This window comes from Anatilimnocola aggregata (assembly GCF_007747655.1).
Classification (GTDB): Bacteria; Planctomycetota; Planctomycetia; order Pirellulales; family Pirellulaceae; genus Anatilimnocola; species Anatilimnocola aggregata.
This window is the reverse complement of sequence record NZ_CP036274.1, coordinates 6645100-6661803: the sequence shown is the minus strand read 5'-3', so window position 1 is coordinate 6661803 and position 16704 is coordinate 6645100. Positions and strand designations below refer to the sequence as shown.

General features: G+C 57.0%; 11 protein-coding genes. 8 read left to right on the top strand and 3 right to left on the bottom strand.

The window, feature by feature from the left end:
• Positions 1 to 138 precede the first annotated feature (138 nt).
• The 6 genes from ETAA8_RS25010 (at position 139) to ETAA8_RS24985 (ending at position 9750) form a co-directional block, all read left to right on the top strand.
• A complete protein-coding gene (locus ETAA8_RS25010; RefSeq protein ID WP_145095016.1) occupies positions 139 to 2151 on the top strand; it encodes a nucleoside hydrolase in 2013 nt (670 codons plus the stop codon).
• Positions 2152 to 2227: 76 nt separating this feature from the next.
• Positions 2228 to 4726: an ammonia-forming cytochrome c nitrite reductase subunit c552 gene (locus ETAA8_RS25005; protein WP_145095013.1), complete on the top strand. Its 2499-nt coding sequence runs from the start codon at positions 2228 to 2230 to the stop codon at positions 4724 to 4726.
• Positions 4727 to 4761: 35 nt separating this feature from the next.
• Complete coding sequence (locus tag ETAA8_RS25000) at positions 4762 to 5436, top strand: HD domain-containing protein (protein WP_145095010.1); 675 nt, start codon at positions 4762 to 4764, stop codon at positions 5434 to 5436.
• Positions 5437 to 5795: 359 nt separating this feature from the next.
• On the top strand, positions 5796 to 6065 hold the full coding sequence (gene rpsO, locus ETAA8_RS24995; protein ID WP_145095007.1) for a 30S ribosomal protein S15: 270 nt from the start codon (positions 5796 to 5798) through the stop codon (positions 6063 to 6065).
• A gap of 480 nt (positions 6066 to 6545) precedes the next feature.
• Positions 6546 to 8831 (top strand): polyribonucleotide nucleotidyltransferase, encoded by a 2286-nt coding sequence (gene pnp, locus ETAA8_RS24990; RefSeq protein WP_145095004.1) that lies wholly within the window; start codon positions 6546 to 6548, stop codon positions 8829 to 8831.
• A gap of 142 nt (positions 8832 to 8973) precedes the next feature.
• A complete protein-coding gene (locus tag ETAA8_RS24985) occupies positions 8974 to 9750 on the top strand; it encodes a sensor histidine kinase (protein WP_145095001.1) in 777 nt (258 codons plus the stop codon).
• 180 nt (positions 9751 to 9930) lie between these two features.
• Here ETAA8_RS24985 and ETAA8_RS24980 read toward each other — a convergent pair whose 3' ends face one another.
• Positions 9931 to 12492 carry a DUF3656 domain-containing U32 family peptidase gene (locus ETAA8_RS24980; RefSeq protein WP_145094998.1) on the bottom strand — a complete coding sequence of 854 codons (2562 nt, stop codon included), beginning with the start codon at positions 12490 to 12492 and terminating at the stop codon, positions 9931 to 9933.
• A gap of 193 nt (positions 12493 to 12685) precedes the next feature.
• Here ETAA8_RS24980 and ETAA8_RS24975 point away from each other — a divergent pair, with 193 nt between their 5' ends.
• The gene (locus ETAA8_RS24975; RefSeq protein ID WP_145094995.1) at positions 12686 to 13744 is read left to right on the top strand and encodes a Gfo/Idh/MocA family protein; all 1059 of its coding nucleotides are present in this window, start codon (positions 12686 to 12688) and stop codon (positions 13742 to 13744) included.
• 4 nt (positions 13745 to 13748) lie between these two features.
• Here ETAA8_RS24975 and ETAA8_RS24970 read toward each other — a convergent pair whose 3' ends face one another.
• A complete protein-coding gene (locus ETAA8_RS24970) occupies positions 13749 to 14153 on the bottom strand; it encodes a hypothetical protein (RefSeq protein WP_145094992.1) in 405 nt (134 codons plus the stop codon).
• Positions 14154 to 14179: 26 nt separating this feature from the next.
• Positions 14180 to 15064 carry a DUF1559 domain-containing protein gene (locus ETAA8_RS24965; protein ID WP_238397562.1) on the bottom strand — a complete coding sequence of 295 codons (885 nt, stop codon included), beginning with the start codon at positions 15062 to 15064 and terminating at the stop codon, positions 14180 to 14182.
• Between the two features lie 353 nt (positions 15065 to 15417).
• Here ETAA8_RS24965 and ETAA8_RS24960 point away from each other — a divergent pair, with 353 nt between their 5' ends.
• On the top strand, positions 15418 to 16665 hold the full coding sequence (locus ETAA8_RS24960) for a hypothetical protein (protein ID WP_145094989.1): 1248 nt from the start codon (positions 15418 to 15420) through the stop codon (positions 16663 to 16665).
• Positions 16666 to 16704 lie beyond the last annotated feature (39 nt).

Sequence of the window (16704 nt, the reverse complement as noted above, 5' to 3'; positions counted from 1 at the left end):
CTGTGAATCGGAAGTAAGACGACGTGGGGGCGGGGTGCCGTTTCTTGGAATCTAGCCGGCCAACTCAGTGATCCGTTTTATTCGCCAGGATGCCCGCCAACTCGTATCATCAGGGCAACACAAACCTGGAGCCTCTCCATGAAGTTGCCGTTGACTCGATTACTCGCCAGTTTGGTGCTTGTTACAAGCAGTGAAAATTTCACCGTCGCTCAGGCGGTCGCACCGGCGAAGGCTGCGAGCTCTGAACCGATTCCGGTCATTATCGATACCGACATTGGTGGTGCCATCGACGATGCCTTTGCGCTGGGGCTGGCGATTGTGTCGCCGGAATTAGAAATTCTTGGCATTACCACCGTCGGCGGCGGCAATGAATACGACCGGTTTGTTGGTCAGAGCAAGGATCGGGACGATCATCGAGCCTGGCTCACTTGCCGCTTTCTCACGCAAGTGGGAGCCAAGCCAATTCCCGTCGCTGCGGGCGCAGAACCCCAGCACAAAACTCCCATCGACAACCAGATTCAGTACCGGCGTCATCCCGCGGCCATTTACAACCGGACGATGAAGCCGGCGAAAGAGTCTGCGGTGGAGTTAATGGCAAAACTCCTGAAAGAGCGCGACGATGTCACCATCATCGCCCTTGGTCCACTGACAAACGTTGCGCGGTTGTTGAAAGACGAGCCGACTGCCGCCAAACGCATCAAGCGGATCGTGATCATGGGTGGCGCGATCGATATAGGCTACGACGGCAGCAAGCGGCCCGAACCAGAATGGAACCTCAAGACCGATATTGCCGCTGCCCAGCAAGTGTTTGCGTCCTCAATTCCGCTCACGCTCGTGCCGCTCGATGTGACGGCTAACCTGGCACTCACCAAAGAACTGCGAACGGAACTCTTCGCCGCGCAAACGCCACTCACCTGGCAATTGCAGAACCTTTACGAACTGTGGAACGATGATACACCGATTCTTTTCGATCCCGTTGCGATCGCAGCGACATTTTCTCAACCAACCGTAATCGTCAGACCCATGAAATTGAAAGTGACAACTAGTGGACTAACAACTCGTGCAGCGGACGGCCACGAAGTTACAGTCGCCAGCCAGATAGATATCCCCGCGTTCTTGCAGTGGTATGTCGACCGCATCACCAAAACCGGCGAACGAGTCCTGCCTCGCCCTGTGGCGAACTTATCGACCATGATCGAAGTCGGTAGTTTCCCGGCGCAGATTCACACTTTCGAAAACTACGAAACGGACATTGAGAAGCGCTGGTGGATGTGCGGCAAGGTTGAAAGGGCAGAATCAGAAGCAAAACTTGGCCAACGAGTTTGCCGCGCGGTTCTCACGCAGGATTTCGATGATCGGCAGGGCGATACGAAGGCGATGTACCGCGCCGTCATCTTCAATCCGGTTCCTGGTCCGCCGATGGGGCCGAATACCAGATTGCGATTCCAATACAAATTGTCTGGGACCGATACGCTCCGCATTCAACTTTACAGCCTGACCAACGGCTACCATCGCTATTTGTCATTGCAGGGGCTCCAGCAAGACAAGTGGCAAACAGGCTGTGTCGATATGACGGCCATGCGTCGCCCGGATGGTACCGGCGGCCCGCTCGCGGTTGATGAGCGGATTGATGACATCCAGTTTTATGTCGACCCGCGCGCTGAGTTGCTGATCGATAACATCGCGCTCTACGAAGCTGCACCGGCAAGCGAATCTCGCCCGTTTCCCCGGCGAATCCACTACACGGGCTGGTTCGACACGGGGAAGCAAGGTGTTGAATGGCAGGGAGCCTTCGAAATCGTCGAATACGCGAAGCCGCGGAAATGGAAGTTTGCCCGTTCGCTGTCACGGGCCGATGGCAGCAGCCAGATTTCTCTTTCCTTGCGTGGCCAGCGAGAGTTGGATGAGAAGGTAGTGCTGCAGCTGAAACTTCAAGCGCCGGCGAACACCGAGCTAAAGATTCAATTGTTGCTGAGCGGAGAGACGCAAGGCTCGTCGCAGGTGTTGAGTTTGCCGGCCGATGATTTTCAAACGGTTTTCCTGCAATTCAAAGTCCCAACGGGAACCAAGGTGGACGAGATTCAAATCACGTCGCCGGCGGGCGTGGTCTTCGGCATTGACGATGTCCTGCTCTTTACCCCTGCCGAGTAATCGACGGGGCTGGTTTCGTGATTAGAATGAATGGTTCGGATTCCTCCCCATTCATTGCCAATCAGTTAGCTAACGCATGAGTCGTCGCCAGCGAGCCGCTGAATCAACAACTGCCCGAGCCACTGCGCCGCGGCGGGCCCTTTCACGCTCGTTTTGGATCTGGCTGTTCATCGGCTCGATCGTGGTGATGGCTGGAGGTGCGCTGGCTGCCGATTGGTGGATCGGGCTGCCCGAAGGTGCGCAGCCGAAGTTCGTCGGCCGTCAGTCGTGTATCGAATGTCACCAGCCCCAGCACGAGCAGTTTGTCGGTTCGCATCACGACCTGGCGATGGACCGCGCGACGTCAGAAACAGTGCTGGGGGATTTCAATGATTCCGAACTGACGCACCATGGCATCACGTCCCGCATGTTTCGCCGCGATGGCTTGTACTTCATCAATACCGAAGGACCCGACGGCAAGCTGGCCGACTTTGAGATCAAGTATGTCTTCGGCGTGACACCCTTGCAGCAGTACATGGTGGAGTTCGATCGGCCTGACGACCTCCCGGAGAATGAAATCGCCCGTCTGCAAGTGTTGCGTGTCAGTTGGGACACGTTGCAGAAAAAGTGGTTCCATCTCGATCCCCCCGATGTGAAGGAAAAGCTGGATCCAAGTGATATGCTTCACTGGACCGGCTTTGCCCAGTGCTGGAATCATATGTGCGCCGATTGCCACTCGACCAATCTGCAAAAGAACTACGACGTCGCCAGTGGTATCTATCACACCACGTTCTCCGAGATCGATGTCAGCTGCGAAGCGTGCCACGGGCCGGGAAGCTTGCACGTGCAACTGGCCAAGGCTAAGTCTCCGTTTTGGGACCGCAAGCAGGGCTTTGCGCTGGCAAAGTTGAAAGGGACTGACAATCGGCCGCAGGTCGAAATGTGCGCTACCTGCCACTCGCGCCGCCGCGGTGTACAACCCGGTCATCAGGCGGGCTGTGGTTACTACGATTACTTTGCCAATGAATTGCTGCACACGAACATCTATCACGCGGACGGACAGATTCAGGACGAGGTGTACGAATACGGTTCATTCATCCAAAGCAAGATGTTCCACAAGGGAATTCGCTGCTCGGATTGTCACAACCCGCATTCCGCCAAGCTGAAGTACGAAGGGAATAAACTCTGCACGAACTGCCATCAGCATCCAGCCGCTAAATACGACACTTTTGCTCACCATCATCACAAGGAAGGTTCGGCAGGAGCCTCGTGTGTCGACTGTCACATGCCATCGACGACGTACATGGAAGTCGACCCCCGCCGCGATCATAGCATTCGCATTCCGCGCCCCGATTTGAGCGTGAAACTTGGCACCGGCAACGCTTGCACAGGCTGCCATTTGCAGACCGATGCCGCGACCGTCAAAATGCGCGAGCGACCTGATCTGAAAAGCTATGCCGATTGGCTTCGCGCGAGCCAACGCGGCGAATCGGCAGTGAAAAACGAATTGACTCGGATCGACCGCTGGGCCGATGAACACGCCGATAAGTGGTACGGCAGCAGGCGGAAGAAGGAGCCACACTTCGCCGAAGCATTGCACGCCGCGCGTACGAATTCGGTTGATGCGCAGCGGCAATTGCTGGCGATGATTGAGAAATCGACACAGCCCGCGATCGCGCGGGCAACGGCGATTATGGAGATTCGCTCGTTCGTGAACCCACAAGAAAGCAGCGATACCGGTGTGACCAAAGCACTCGTCAGCGTGCTCAAGGATTCAGATCCCTCGGTACGCGCGGCAGCGGTCATTGCCCTGCAAGGTGCATCCGACGATACCATTATCCGCGCGCTTGTGCCGGTGCTCGACGATCCGTCGAGACTTGTCCGCACCGAAGCTGCGCGCGTGTTGGCCCGCATTCCCGACGAACAACTGCGCGGCGATAAATTACTCCGCCTGCGCGAAGTACTGGCCGAGTTCGAAGCTTCGGCCAGTTTAGTGAACGATCGGGCGGAAGGGCACTTGATGCTCGGCGTGTTAGCTGAAAGTCGCGGGCGATTGTCCGATGCCCAACGTCATTATGAGAACGCCATGCGCGTGCAACCTGGCGTCACCGGGCCGCGCGGGCAATTGGCAATGCTGCTTGAACGCCTGATTGACGAAGCACAAAGTCAGGCTCAGCAAGCTTCGCAGCAAGGCAACAAAGCGGCGATGGAAGCAGCGCTCGGGCCGATTCCCTCGTTGCATTTCGAAATGGAGCGATTGCGGCAGGATGAACTAAGCCTGATCGAGCGCGACGCTCGTCTGGTTCCTGAAGAACCCCTCATGCAGCAGCAATTAGGTTTTGCGAGGCATACGCAAGGCTGGCGCAAAGAAGCTTCGCACGCACTGCTCACGGCCTATCTGCTCGATCCTCGCTCGACGAACGCTGCCTATGCTCTGGCAATTTACTATCGCGATACCGGCTGGCCCGAGAAGGCCCTGGAGATCGTCGCCGATGTGAATAAGAATCTGTCGGCACCGGCACATCTGCGGTTGTTAGAAGCCGAGTTGAAAGAAGAATTGAAAGCACGCAGTTCTGCGGGTCCAGCAGCGAAGTAGTTACTCGCACATCATTCGAAAACGGAGTTTCCCAGATGTCTCAGCCGCTCAGTTCGTGCGCTCAGTCCGATATTCTCGAAGCTACCGCCGACCACATTCGCAAACTGCTAACCGGCGATAGCTCGGGGCACGATTTTCATCACATCGAGCGAGTCTGGAAAACGGCGGTGGGGATCGGCAAGGGTGAAGGGGCCGACCTGTTCGTCGTGGAGTTGGCTGCCTTGCTGCACGACATTGCCGATTGGAAATTTCACGGCGGCGACGAGGAAGCCGGACCGCGAGCAGCCCGCGATTGGATGATGGGGCTCGGTGTGCCGAAAGAAACGATCGACCAGGTTTGCGATATCATCGCCACGCTCTCGTTCAAAGGAGCTGGCGTCGCGACTCCTATGAAGACTCTCGAAGGCATGTGCGTACAGGACGCAGACCGGCTTGATGCTATCGGCGCGGTCGGCATTGGTCGCGCGTTCGCCTATGGCGGTCACAAGGGACGCGAAATGTACGACCCGGCCGTCCCTCCGACGCCGCACGACTCATTTGGCTCCTATAAAAAGAACACCGGCCCCACGATCAACCATTTCTATGAAAAGCTGCTCCTCCTCAAGGACCGGATGAACACGAACGTTGGCCGGCAGCTAGCTTCCGAGCGGCATCGGTTTATGGAACAGTTCCTGGAGCAGTTTTTTGCTGAATGGAAGGGGCAGAGGTAGCCAGCTTCAACAGCAACCTCCTTTTGCCCCCGCCCCTGCGGCGGGGGTTCATTTGCTTTTGCACTACATTTCTGCCATCGAACTGCGCGGGCGAGCTGGTCAAAAGCCGTTAAACCCCCGGGGGCGGAGTTTGATTTCGATTCTCCCTCACCCACTCTTCTTCCAAAACGCCCTTGCAATCTCTTCTCCCGCTGGTAAACTCACTGGCTTATCGTTTTTGGGTTTGGGTGACGTAAGGACCAGTTCCGGTCACATGCCAAGAGGCCAAAGGGGCCAAAAAACGGCACTGAAGGATAGTTCGTTGCACCCAGGCTGGGCAGGCATTGCCGCTCGGCCGCGTGGAGGAATGACGGCGGAATATGACAGTTACGAAAGAACGTAAAACAGAGTTGATTTCTGAGTATCGCCGGAGTGAAACAGACTCTGGTTCGCCCGAGGTGCAAATTGCGGTGCTGACAGCCCGCATCAACAACCTGACCGAGCACATGCGCACGCACGACAAAGACTACCACAGCCGCCGTGGGCTGCTGGCGCTCGTCAGCCGTCGTCGCACGTTGCTCGACTACCTGCGTCGCGAGAATGCGGCCGGCTACACCGAAATCATCGGTAAGCTTGGTATTCGTAAGTAGTTGGGTGGTGGATTGGTTGCCACGAACCCGTTCGTGGCCAGCAGTTGGATCCGAGCAGACAGATAGTCGTCGAGAAAATTGGTTTTCTCTACCGTTTACGTTCTGAAGTACGGCGCTCAGCGGGCCATTTGGCACTGGGCGTGAATGATGTCAGCCCTGATTGGCAGGGCTTGATTGGCCAGGTAGCTGGTCTGTCAATGGAATGTGTCTTCCACGCGTCGAGTAGCTAGCCATCCTCAGTCTCGGTGGAGCTGATGGTTAGTTGGATGTTCGCGCGCTCTCGCATCTGTCTAGCAGAGTGGGCGGTTAGTCTTGCTTCGTCAATCGCAACATAACTCTTCTGCAAGTCCCCGTTTCGTGGTCTCAGGTTCGCGCAGTTCGCAACCGTTTGTGTTGTCCTTTTTTTCAGTCTGAATATTCAGTTGAAGCGGGCAGCGGTCGCAGCCGGAACATAGGAAAAGAAAGTATCAGGTAGCAGCAGTGAAGCATCGCGTCGAAAAGAAAATCGGCAGTCATACTCTTTCGTTCGAAACAGGTTTTCTCGCCAAGCAGGCAGCGGGAGCTGTTCTCGCCCAATATGCGGACACCGTCGTTCTGAACGCGGTTGTGGGTGGTGCCGGCCGACCTGGCCAGGATTTCTTCCCCCTCACTTGCGACTATCGCGAGCGAGTTGCTGCCGCGGGCAAGTTCCCCGGCGGCTTCATCAAGCGGGAAGGTCGCCCGACCACGAAAGAAATTCTGACCTCGCGCCTCTGCGATCGCCCGATTCGCCCGCTGTTCCCCAAGGGATACCGCGACGAAGTGCAATGCCAGGCGATGGTCATGTCGAGCGACGCCCAAAACGACGCCGACGTCCTCGCGATGAATGGTATCGCTTGTGCCCTGTTCATTTCGAACCTGCCGTTCCGCGGGCCCATCGCCTCGGTTCGCGTGGGCCGCGTGAATGGCACGTTCATTCCGTTCCCGAGTCAAGACGACTTGGAAGAGAGCGATCTCGACCTCATCGTCTCGGGCAGCGAAACCTCGGTCGCCATGATCGAAGGCTTTGCTCGCGAAATGAGCGAAAACGACATGTACGAGGCGATTCTGTTCGCCCATCAGGTGATTATCGAAATCTGCCAGATGCAGCGCGAATTTGCGGACAAGGTGGGCGTCAAGCGCCCCGATTACGTCGCGCCGCCCGATGACGGCCTGATGGACCGCATCAAGAGTGGCTACTACGACGCCTATCGTTCCGCCAAGTTGACCTCTGGGAAGCAAGCCCGCGCTGAAGCTGTGAAGGCAGTCAAGGCTCAAGCCTTGGCCGCCATCATTCCCGATCCCAAGGCTGACGGCGCTTACAAGCCCGAACGCTTCTCGTCGGTGTGGCACGAATTCGAAGAGATCGTCGTTCGCGACCTGATTCTCTCTGGCAACCGTCCCGATGGCCGCGACAACAAGTCGCTGCGTAACATCGAATGCGAAGTCGATGTGTTGCCCCGCGTACACGGCTCGGCTGTGTTCCAACGTGGTGAAACGCAAGCCCTCGTGACCATCACGCTCGGCACCTCACGTGACGAGCAACGGGTCGATGGCCTGTTCGAAGAGTACTCGAAGAAGTTCATGCTCGATTACAACTTCCCGTCCTTCTCGGTCGGCGAATGCCGCCCGATTCGCGGTCCGGGTCGTCGCGAAATTGGCCACGGCGCCTTGGCCGAACGGAGCGTCGCACCCGTTCTTCCTTCGCCCGAAGAGTTCCCTTACACAATTCGCGTCATCAGCGACATTCTGGAATCGAACGGCAGCTCGTCGATGGCCAGCGTGTGCGGTGCGACGCTCGGCCTGATGGCCGCGGGTGTGCCAATCAGCAATCCAGTCGCCGGTATCTCGGTCGGTCTGGTGCAGCAATCGGAAACCGAATGGTGCTTGCTCACCGACATCATCGGTGACGAAGACCACTTCGGCGATATGGACTTTAAGATTGCCGGAACCCAAAACGGCATCACGGGCATTCAGCTCGATCTGAAGATCGAAGGCATCAGCAAGGAGATCATCAAGGCGACGTTCGAGCAATCGCGCGAAGCCCGGATTCAGATCCTGCGCAAGATGCTTTCGTGCATCTCGCGTCCGAAAGAAGACATCTCCCTCTACGCTCCGCGCTTGCTCCGCACGACCATTGACCCCGAGAAGATCGGCGCTCTCATTGGTCCTGGCGGCAAGATGATCCGTGGCATTCAAGAAGCCACGGGTTGCGTGATCGAAGTGGACGACAGCGGCATCGTGACCATCGCGAGCAGCAATCGCGAATGGGCCGAAGCCGCTTTAGCTCAAGTCGAAGCCGTCACGGCCACCGTGCAGATCGGCAAGATCTACAACGGCAAGGTCAGCAGCATCAAGGATTTCGGTGCCTTCGTCGAAATTCTGCCCGGCCGCGATGGCCTGGTTCACATCAGCGAACTGGCTGGTGGTTTCGTCAGCTCGGTCGGCGATATCTGCCGCGTCGGCGACGAAATGAAGGTGCTGGTCATCGACGTTGACGATCACGACCGCGTGAAGCTCAGCCGTCGTCGGGCCTTGGAAGAACTCGGTCTACCCGATGAACTGGCTTCGAAAGAAGGCCCGCCGGGAGAAGGTGGCGAACCACGTCCTCCTCGTCCGCCACGCGACGATCGGGGTGGTGACCGTGGTGGAGATCGCGGCGACCGTCCGCGTCATGACCGTGGGGGCGATCGAGGCGGCGGCGGTGGTCGCGGCCGAGGTGGCGGTGGCGGTCGAGACCGTCGCTAGGCAAAACTAGCTTTCAGCGTTCATAATCAAGACCCGCGGGAAGTCGTTCTCGCGGGTTTTGTATTTTCCAACGTGGGATAGGCTCTCAGCCTGTCTTCGTGGCATAGGCTTCCAGCCTGTGAAAAATTTCATGACAGGCAGGATGCCTGTCCCACGTAATACCGACCTCCTGTCTCAGGGCCAGCTGATGGTTGATGAAACTCCGCTGCCGGCTTCACCCGAGGAACTGCGGGCGCAGTATGTCGAACTGGCCGAACTGGCCGGCTCGCTAGCGCACGAGATAAAGAACCCGCTCTCCGTAATTCGGATGAACATGGAGTTGTTAGCGGAAGACTTCGCCGATCCAGCTACGCCCAAAGAACGCCGCGCCCTCGCCAAGATCGAGATGGTCACGCGCCAATGCACGCGGCTCGAAAATCTGCTGAACGATTTTCTGCGCTTTTCGCGGCTGCGGAATCTGGAACTCCGCCTGGGCAATCTTAACGAGCAAATCGAACGAGTGCTCGACCTGTTCGAACCGCAAGCGATCGAAAACGGCGTGGAAGTGATTCGCTACCTCGATCCGGATTTGCCGAGCGTCAAGCTGGACCCTGAAACAGTCCAAGCAGCGCTGGTGAACCTGGTGAAGAACGCACTCGAAGCGATGCCCACCGGCGGACAGTTCGTCGCTCGCACTCGCCTCACGCGTACTGGTGTAGCTCTCGACTTGATCGACACGGGCTGCGGAATGGACGAGCGAACGGCCATGCGGATGTTCGAAGCGTTCTACACGACCAAGAGCGGCGGCTCCGGCCTCGGCCTACCCACGGCTCGCAAGATTATCGAAGCCCACGGCGGCCGCATTGACGTTCACAGCCAGGTCGGCCGCGGCACGCAGTTCACGCTTGAGTTCCCCACGCCGCTGCGGCTGGGGGATTGACGAGCAAACTCGCCTATACGGCTGATTTAGAGGTATCTCCGGCGAGCAAATTATCACGGCATTAGCACAATGCAATCATCAATATGCCTCAACCTAGAGATAATGTCTTTAAGACATTTTGCCGATGACAGAAGGTGCTACGGCAACTTGGAGCTATGTGTCACTTCGTCGTCCCAACTGCTAAATTATCGCCAGCGGATGGCGACGTTCCTCAAGAGTGCCGCGGGTGACGCCAACGCGGTTGGCAGCGCTTAGTTTGCTCCAGACTTCGCGTCCAGTTACTTCGCCGCGCAATAACCGGCGATAGAGTTCGAGCGTCTGAAGAATCTGCTGTTCCTCCTGACGCGAGGCCATTTCAAGCAGTTCTACGCGGAAGTGTCGCACTCCCTGCGCTAGCAGCGCGGGAACGACTTCGGCCGCACTTTGCGGCACGGCATTGAAGAGCGTATTGCGGCATCCCACGTCGGCCGTGAGCGGATGATCGATGCCCATTCGGTCGCGTAGCGCCACTTGATGATTATCACAAGGGCGGCCGCAGTTGTTTTTATTGGTACCGGGTGAGAGCATCGCACAGAACACGCAATGCTCCATGTGGAACATGGGCATATGCTGGTGAATTACACATTCGAGCCACTTCGTCGGAACTGCTGCCACCAGTTCCAGCAACTGCTCGCGATTGAGATCGTAGGATGGGGAGATTCTCGTGGCCCCTTGCTGATCGAGCCACTGCGCCGTCAGTTCATTGGAACAGTTAAGCGAAAAATCGGCGACCACAGGCAAGCCCTGCTGTACAAAGTAGCGAAGTCCCGCAAGGTTGCGGGCGAGAACACCATCGGCCCCATGCTTGCTGAGCGCGCGAAAAATGCCTGCTTCACCCGGCTTTTGAATGCGCGGTGTAGCCAGCCAAATCTTGGCGCTGGCCTCGTGGGCCAATTCCACTGCGGCGCGATATTCGCGAATGTCCGCGAAATCGACATACACACTGTTGGCAGCGCACTTGAGCACCGCATTTAGTTGCGCGAGTGAGCGGCAGAGAACATGCAACTGCGGTGCCGCATCGTTCTCGGCAGGGGTCGCATCGACCGGCAACGTCGCTCGCAGTTCACTGAGGGCGGAAGCGCGAATAATGCGGCGTTCGGGAACTTGTTCCATCGTGGCCGTTAGTTTTTTGACCACTTCGTGCCGCAATTTGCCAAGCACACTGAGTGGCACCATGGGCCGGCCGGTAATCTCCGCTTGCAGATTTCTTATCTCAAATGGAGTGCTGCCGAGGCGTCCCAACTGGGTGCGCAACATGGCTTCGTCGAGCACGTGTTGCCTTGCAGCTTCGAGCGGTTGCGACGAAGCCACTTCAATTGGTGCCCGGCCTTCGGCGGTCGCACGAATGAGCAGCGGCTGGCCTTCGTGCGCAGTTACGGCGAAGTCGACCGGCACGCGGCGGTTGATTACGCCAGCGGCAAATGTCTTGCGCAAGCGGTTGGTTAGTTCCGGATCGTCAGTCTTCCAGACTTCGCCGCCGGGTTGAATCTCTTCAAAATTGATTGCTCCATGCGCGAAGGTCAATTCGGCAACGCCAATGTTAACCGGCTCCGTTAGCGAACGGCCTCGTTGATAAACTTCATAGACACGGCCGCCTTGCTGATCGTCTTCGGCCCGGCCGCAATCGAAAACGATGCCATCGCCGCGCTTGATAGAAGCCGCAAGTTGCACTGCAACGCGGCCGTTGCGAACGTACTCCACAGTTCCCAGCAGCACGCCCCGTTTGTCGGAACTAATTGCGGGGACGAGCATCTTGTGATCGCAGCCCTTCAGCCAACCCGGCGAGAAACCACGCGAGAATGAGAGTTCCATCGCTTCGACTTCTTCAGGGGGGAACTTCACCGCGCGACCCGCCAGCGCTTCGTCGATGGCCTGGCGATAATGGCGCGTGATGTTCGCAACGTACTCGGGTGTCTTCAGCCGACCTTCGATCTTGAGCGAGCAGACACCAAGCTCGGCCAGTTCCGGAATCAATTCATAAGCAGCCAGATCTTGCGGGCTAAGCAGATATTTTTGATCGCCAGTTTCAACCAGCTTGCCATCGCAGAGCAAGTCATAAGGCAAGCGGCAGGCCTGCGCGCATTGCCCACGATTGGCACTACGACCGCCGAGCGACTCACTGGTCAAGCATTGCCCGGAATATGCAACACAAAGTGCGCCGTGGACAAACACTTCGAGTTGCATGGTTGTCGCCGCTCGAATGAGGCGAATCTCGTCGAGTGCCAACTCCCGCGGCAGCACGACGCGTTCAATCCCCAATTCCTGAGCCACGTCAATGCATTCACTGCTGCTGAGGGTCATTTGTGTCGAAGCATGAACGGCCAAGTCAGGGCAAATTGCCTTCACTAGTCGCGCGAGTCCTAAATCTTGCACTAGCACGGCATCGACACCTGCCTCCGCGAGTTCAATTACATGCCGCTCAACTTCAGCAAGTTCACTTGGAAAAATCAGCGTGTTAAGAGTGACGTAGCCCTTCACCCCGCGGCTGTGCAACTGCCGCATGATTTCGGGGAGTTCTTCGGTGGCAAAATTCTTGGCGCGGGCCCGCGCGTTAAAGCCGCGATCGAGTCCGAAATAAACAGCATCGGCCCCATTCTCAATGGCTGCGCGAATGCAATCTCGGTCGCCAGCGGGCGCGAGAAGTTCGGGCCGCAATAAAGCAGAGGTAGTTGAGGACGCGACTTTTTGAGCAGTGGGAGCCATCTATAACAGACTACTGGCGACCTCCCTGCGAGGGCAATCGCTGTTGGAGAGATTGAGCAATTGCGGCCGATGTCGAGACGAAGGCAGCACTTGCGCCGCGCGAGTCCGAAGTTTTTGTTGAAATCAGCCCCCTTCATCGGCTAGGCTACTGCGGTTTCCACCCCACCATTCACTCCCGCCGAGGATCTCTCCGATGTTGAGTCGCTTGTGTTTCGCCTTTTTGATTGCCCTCTTTATGCCCGCGACTTTCGTCGCCGCGCAAGACGTTCCAGCCAAGCCGCCAGTCCGCGTGGGAGTGCTGGGACTCGACAATTATCAAGCGGTGGCATATTCGCAACTCTTTAATAGCCCGAAGGCCGAAGGTGATCTCGCCGGGCTGAAAGTGGTCGCTGCCTTGCCGATTGGCAGTGAGAAGTTGCCCCTGGAACTGAAGGACATTCCCAGGTGGCAAGCTCAGATTGGCAAGTATGGCGTCGAGATGGTTGACTCGGTCGATGAACTGCTAAAGCGCTCCGACGTCATCATGGTGATGACTATGGACGGCCGAGACCACTTGAAGCAAATCGAACCCGTGCTACGCGCCGGCAAGCCGGTCTATATCGGTCGCCCTTTCGCGGCTTCACTCGCAGATGCTATCGCAATCATGAAATTGGCGGAAGAGACCAAGACCCCCTGCTGGTCGAGTTCGCAGCACCGGTTCAGTCCTGGCTTCAGCGGGATGAAGGACCATCCCGAAGTCGGCAAGGTCATTGGCTGCGATGTGTACGGCGGCTGCACGAGCGACCCCAGCACACCGGAATTTTTCTGGAGCGCCTTACACAGCATCGAAACGTTATACGCGATTATGGGACCCGGCGTGACTTCGGTCACTTGCACGTCCACGCCAACCGCCGAGCAATTTACCGCAGTGTGGGCCGATGGTCGCGTGGGAACTTATCGCGGCATCAAGGAGGGCAAAGTGAAGTACAGCGCCACGGTGTTCGGCGACAAGGGCGTTTCGACCGCTGGGGTTTACGGTCATGGTGTGCCGGTGGGTGGCATCGTCCCGACCAAAGACAAATACATGGGTTACGAAGGAATTGCCATCGAGATGGCCAAGTTCTTCAAAGGGGCTCCGGTTCCTGTCTCCCCAGCCGAAACGATCGAGCTGTTTACCTTTCTGCAAGCAGCGGAAGAGAGCAAAGCCGCCGGAGGCAAGACCGTGCGATTGGACGAAGTGCTGAAGAAGCACCAGGCAAAGATCGGCAAATAGCCGCCTACTTTTCGGCGAACTGTGCCAACCAACGCAAGGCATCCTCTTCGTTGGTGAAGACGTCGTTGGACGTCCCACGGTTGGTTGCGACGAGCGCACCAAATTTCTTCGGGTCGATTAGCTCGGCCCGAGCTACCAGGGCGATATGAATGCCGCTGCCGGCCTCACTCTCTGCCCAGAGTTTTCCCATCTCGTAGCGATCCATCATGGTGGGGGGCGGGAAGCCGGAAAGCTCGGAGGAATTGACCAGCATGCGGCGCACGCCGGGCTGGCGCACGGCATGTGCCATGCCTCGGGCAACTGCGGCGACGGCAAGTCGAAACTCCGCATAGCTTCCGCGAGGACGATAATAGGCTATATCGCCGCGAATTTCGAAATGGTCGGGTTCAAACGGTTCGGGAGCCTGCATGGCAATATTCTAGGCTGCTTGCAGTCTTAAGGGACTTGCCTATTTTCACCACCACTAATGGTGGCCACATCCGCGAAAATATTCATATCGATGTTGGTCTGCACTGGTCGCACGCTGCCATCGACGAGCAGAAAGTTGATGATGCCCGGATGAAAGCTACCCCAACCATGAGCGCAAGCCAGTTCCATGCCTGGTCCGCCTTGGGTTACGCAGCGGGTGTAGTCGTTCCACAAAGTGCGGGGTTGGTTCGTGCAATCGGAACGGTTGTACGAGCGGTAGGTATAAGCCCAAAACGTCCGGCGGCGTGGAGTGCTCTTGGTGCTATATTCGCCGACCAACCAGGTGTTGGATGTCCCATCGGTGACGTTCGCAATGCCCTCGTAGGTCAGTTCACGACCATCGACAACGTGCAGCACTCCGCGCCAATCCATCGGTAAAGTGACGTAGTCCTGATAAATGCTCCACCAGCCGGTTCCGTCACTCTTGCCGCCGACACCGCGATAGGTGCCTGTGCGATATTCCATCGTATTGCCGGGTCCCGATTCGGGCTTGAGCAAGATGTTTGGCTCTAGTTCGGATGGGCAAGTATAATTCTGCGTTTTGTGTTCGCGAACGAACTTGTTTTCCGGTGCCTCGTTGTACGCGTTGAAGTTGTAACGAGCGGCCAATGGTTGCTGCTCAAGGTAAGGCAGCAGCGAGATGGTCCAAGATTCGTAACTGGGCGTGTTGCAACATAGTCCGTAGGAAATGCCTCCCGCTGGGAACTTCTGCCAGGTGTCGTGATAGTTCTGAAAGGCCAGTCCCAGTTGCTTGAGATTGTTTGTGCATTGGATTCGCCTCGCCGCTTCCCGCGCTGCTTGCACTGCGGGCAACAAGAGTGCGATCAACAGCCCGATGATGGCAATGGTCACCAGCAGCTCCACCAAGGTGAAGGCAACCCTGCGGCGATGCTGAGAAAAAAAGAACATCAAAGTAGCAAGATCAGCAAATGAGTCGCGTGGTGGAGAGGGGCGACGCCAACTGCAGCGGTATGGGATGCGGGCCAAGCACCCAAATTGGTGGTCCTTGCAGCATACCTGTGCCTTACGCGACGTTCAAGGTTCAGATGGTTCGACTTCACAATCGTTTCGGTCTTGTTTTGTTCGCCCCGTCTATTCACTTCCGCCTGACTGCGGTAGGTTCGCAGGTAGGTGAGCTGCAGCGGCAAATTTAACTGGAAGCGGAATTGTTCTCGCCTTAGCGAGTGGAATAGAGGAGCAGTGCGATGGAAGGCTTTACCAGCAGTCTGCATGTGAAGGGGGCTACGGCCAAGCGCCTGCAGCAAGCCGTCACCGATTTGCTCTCGTCCGAAGGCTTTCAGGTATTGGACGCCGACACTGCCAACCCGGACTCGCTCGATCAGGGAATCACCCGCGGCGTCTGGATCGCGAAATCGAAGGGTGATTGGGCCACGGTGTTTTGCTCCGATTTCTTGTTTCAACAAGAGATCGGCCGAGAACTCTCGAAGCAGTTAAAGACTCACGTTTTGAACATTTGGACGAATGAAGGTTCCTCTTGGCACTACTCCCTGTTTCACCAGGGCGAAGAGATAGACCAGTTCGATAGCACGGGCGAAACCGGAGACGAACTGCAAGAGTTTCTCGATAACGACATGGATGAACTTGCCGAAGAATTCGACGACGAAGATGGTCCGCAAGCCATTGGTGCCGACGACGATGATGAAATGGCCGGCCCGGTTCAAGAAGGATTGTCAAAGATCGCCGAATTGCAAGAGCAGATTTCGAGCAAGATGCCCGACGACGTCCGAGCCATTTACGAACGGCTGCACGAAGGCAAGGCCACGCTTGGCGAAATGCGACGGTTCGACCAATGGTCGCAGGCCAATCAGGCTGAACTCAGTCGCTTTCAGGAACAGCTGCAGGCACAGACCGCTGAACTAACGGCAGCCATGCAAGGCGTTTTTCAGAACGGTTTTCAAGCTGACGACGAAGATGGTGTTCCCAGCATGCTGCAAGGAGTCCTGCCGCCCGATATGGCCGAGCTGTTTTCCAAAGTACTCGCTGGCCAGGCGACGGGTGAAGAGTTGCAGCGATTTGCTGAACTTAGCCAGTCGGACGGCGAAAACGACCTGCTCTCTGCCGACGACGATGTAGAAGAAGCCTTTTTTGGTGAAGGTGACACGGAAGATGACGAACCGTCGGACGAGTTTTCCGACGAAGATGAGGATGAAGAGATTGGCGACGGACCTATGTTGAGCGAGGCTGCTTTGCAGCAGCATCTGGGAGCGCTACAGCCGCTATTGGGCAAAAGTGTCGATCCCGCCGCGGTCGCTGAAACGTTAGCGACGCAAGATGAGACGCCCGAGCAACCGCTGGGCGAATTCTTGAGTTTTTTGGGCATTGATGCCGGCTATTCCGAGCTCGATTTCGATTGCCTGGAAGACCTCAGCCACGAAGAATTGGCTGAGCAAGGCATCAATCTCAGTCCTCTGCTGCTGGTACGCTCGGAATAGTCCGAGCAGGGCAGAGATTTTTGCCGCCGAGGGCGAGAT

Bases quoted from the DNA above. Each gene is read 5' to 3' on its own strand.
- ETAA8_RS25010 (WP_145095016.1), top strand. From the start codon at position 139: ATGAAGTTGCCGTTGACTCGATTACTCGCCAGTTTGGTGCTTGTTACA.
- ETAA8_RS25005 (WP_145095013.1), top strand. From the start codon at position 2,228: ATGAGTCGTCGCCAGCGAGCCGCTGAATCAACAACTGCCCGAGCCACT.
- ETAA8_RS25000 (WP_145095010.1), top strand. From the start codon at position 4,762: ATGTCTCAGCCGCTCAGTTCGTGCGCTCAGTCCGATATTCTCGAAGCT.
- rpsO (WP_145095007.1), top strand. From the start codon at position 5,796: ATGACAGTTACGAAAGAACGTAAAACAGAGTTGATTTCTGAGTATCGC.
- ETAA8_RS24985 (WP_145095001.1), top strand. From the start codon at position 8,974: ATGCCTGTCCCACGTAATACCGACCTCCTGTCTCAGGGCCAGCTGATG.
- ETAA8_RS24980 (WP_145094998.1), bottom strand. From the start codon at position 12,492: ATGGCTCCCACTGCTCAAAAAGTCGCGTCCTCAACTACCTCTGCTTTA.
- ETAA8_RS24975 (WP_145094995.1), top strand. From the start codon at position 12,686: ATGTTGAGTCGCTTGTGTTTCGCCTTTTTGATTGCCCTCTTTATGCCC.
- ETAA8_RS24970 (WP_145094992.1), bottom strand. From the start codon at position 14,153: ATGCAGGCTCCCGAACCGTTTGAACCCGACCATTTCGAAATTCGCGGC.
- ETAA8_RS24960 (WP_145094989.1), top strand. From the start codon at position 15,418: ATGGAAGGCTTTACCAGCAGTCTGCATGTGAAGGGGGCTACGGCCAAG.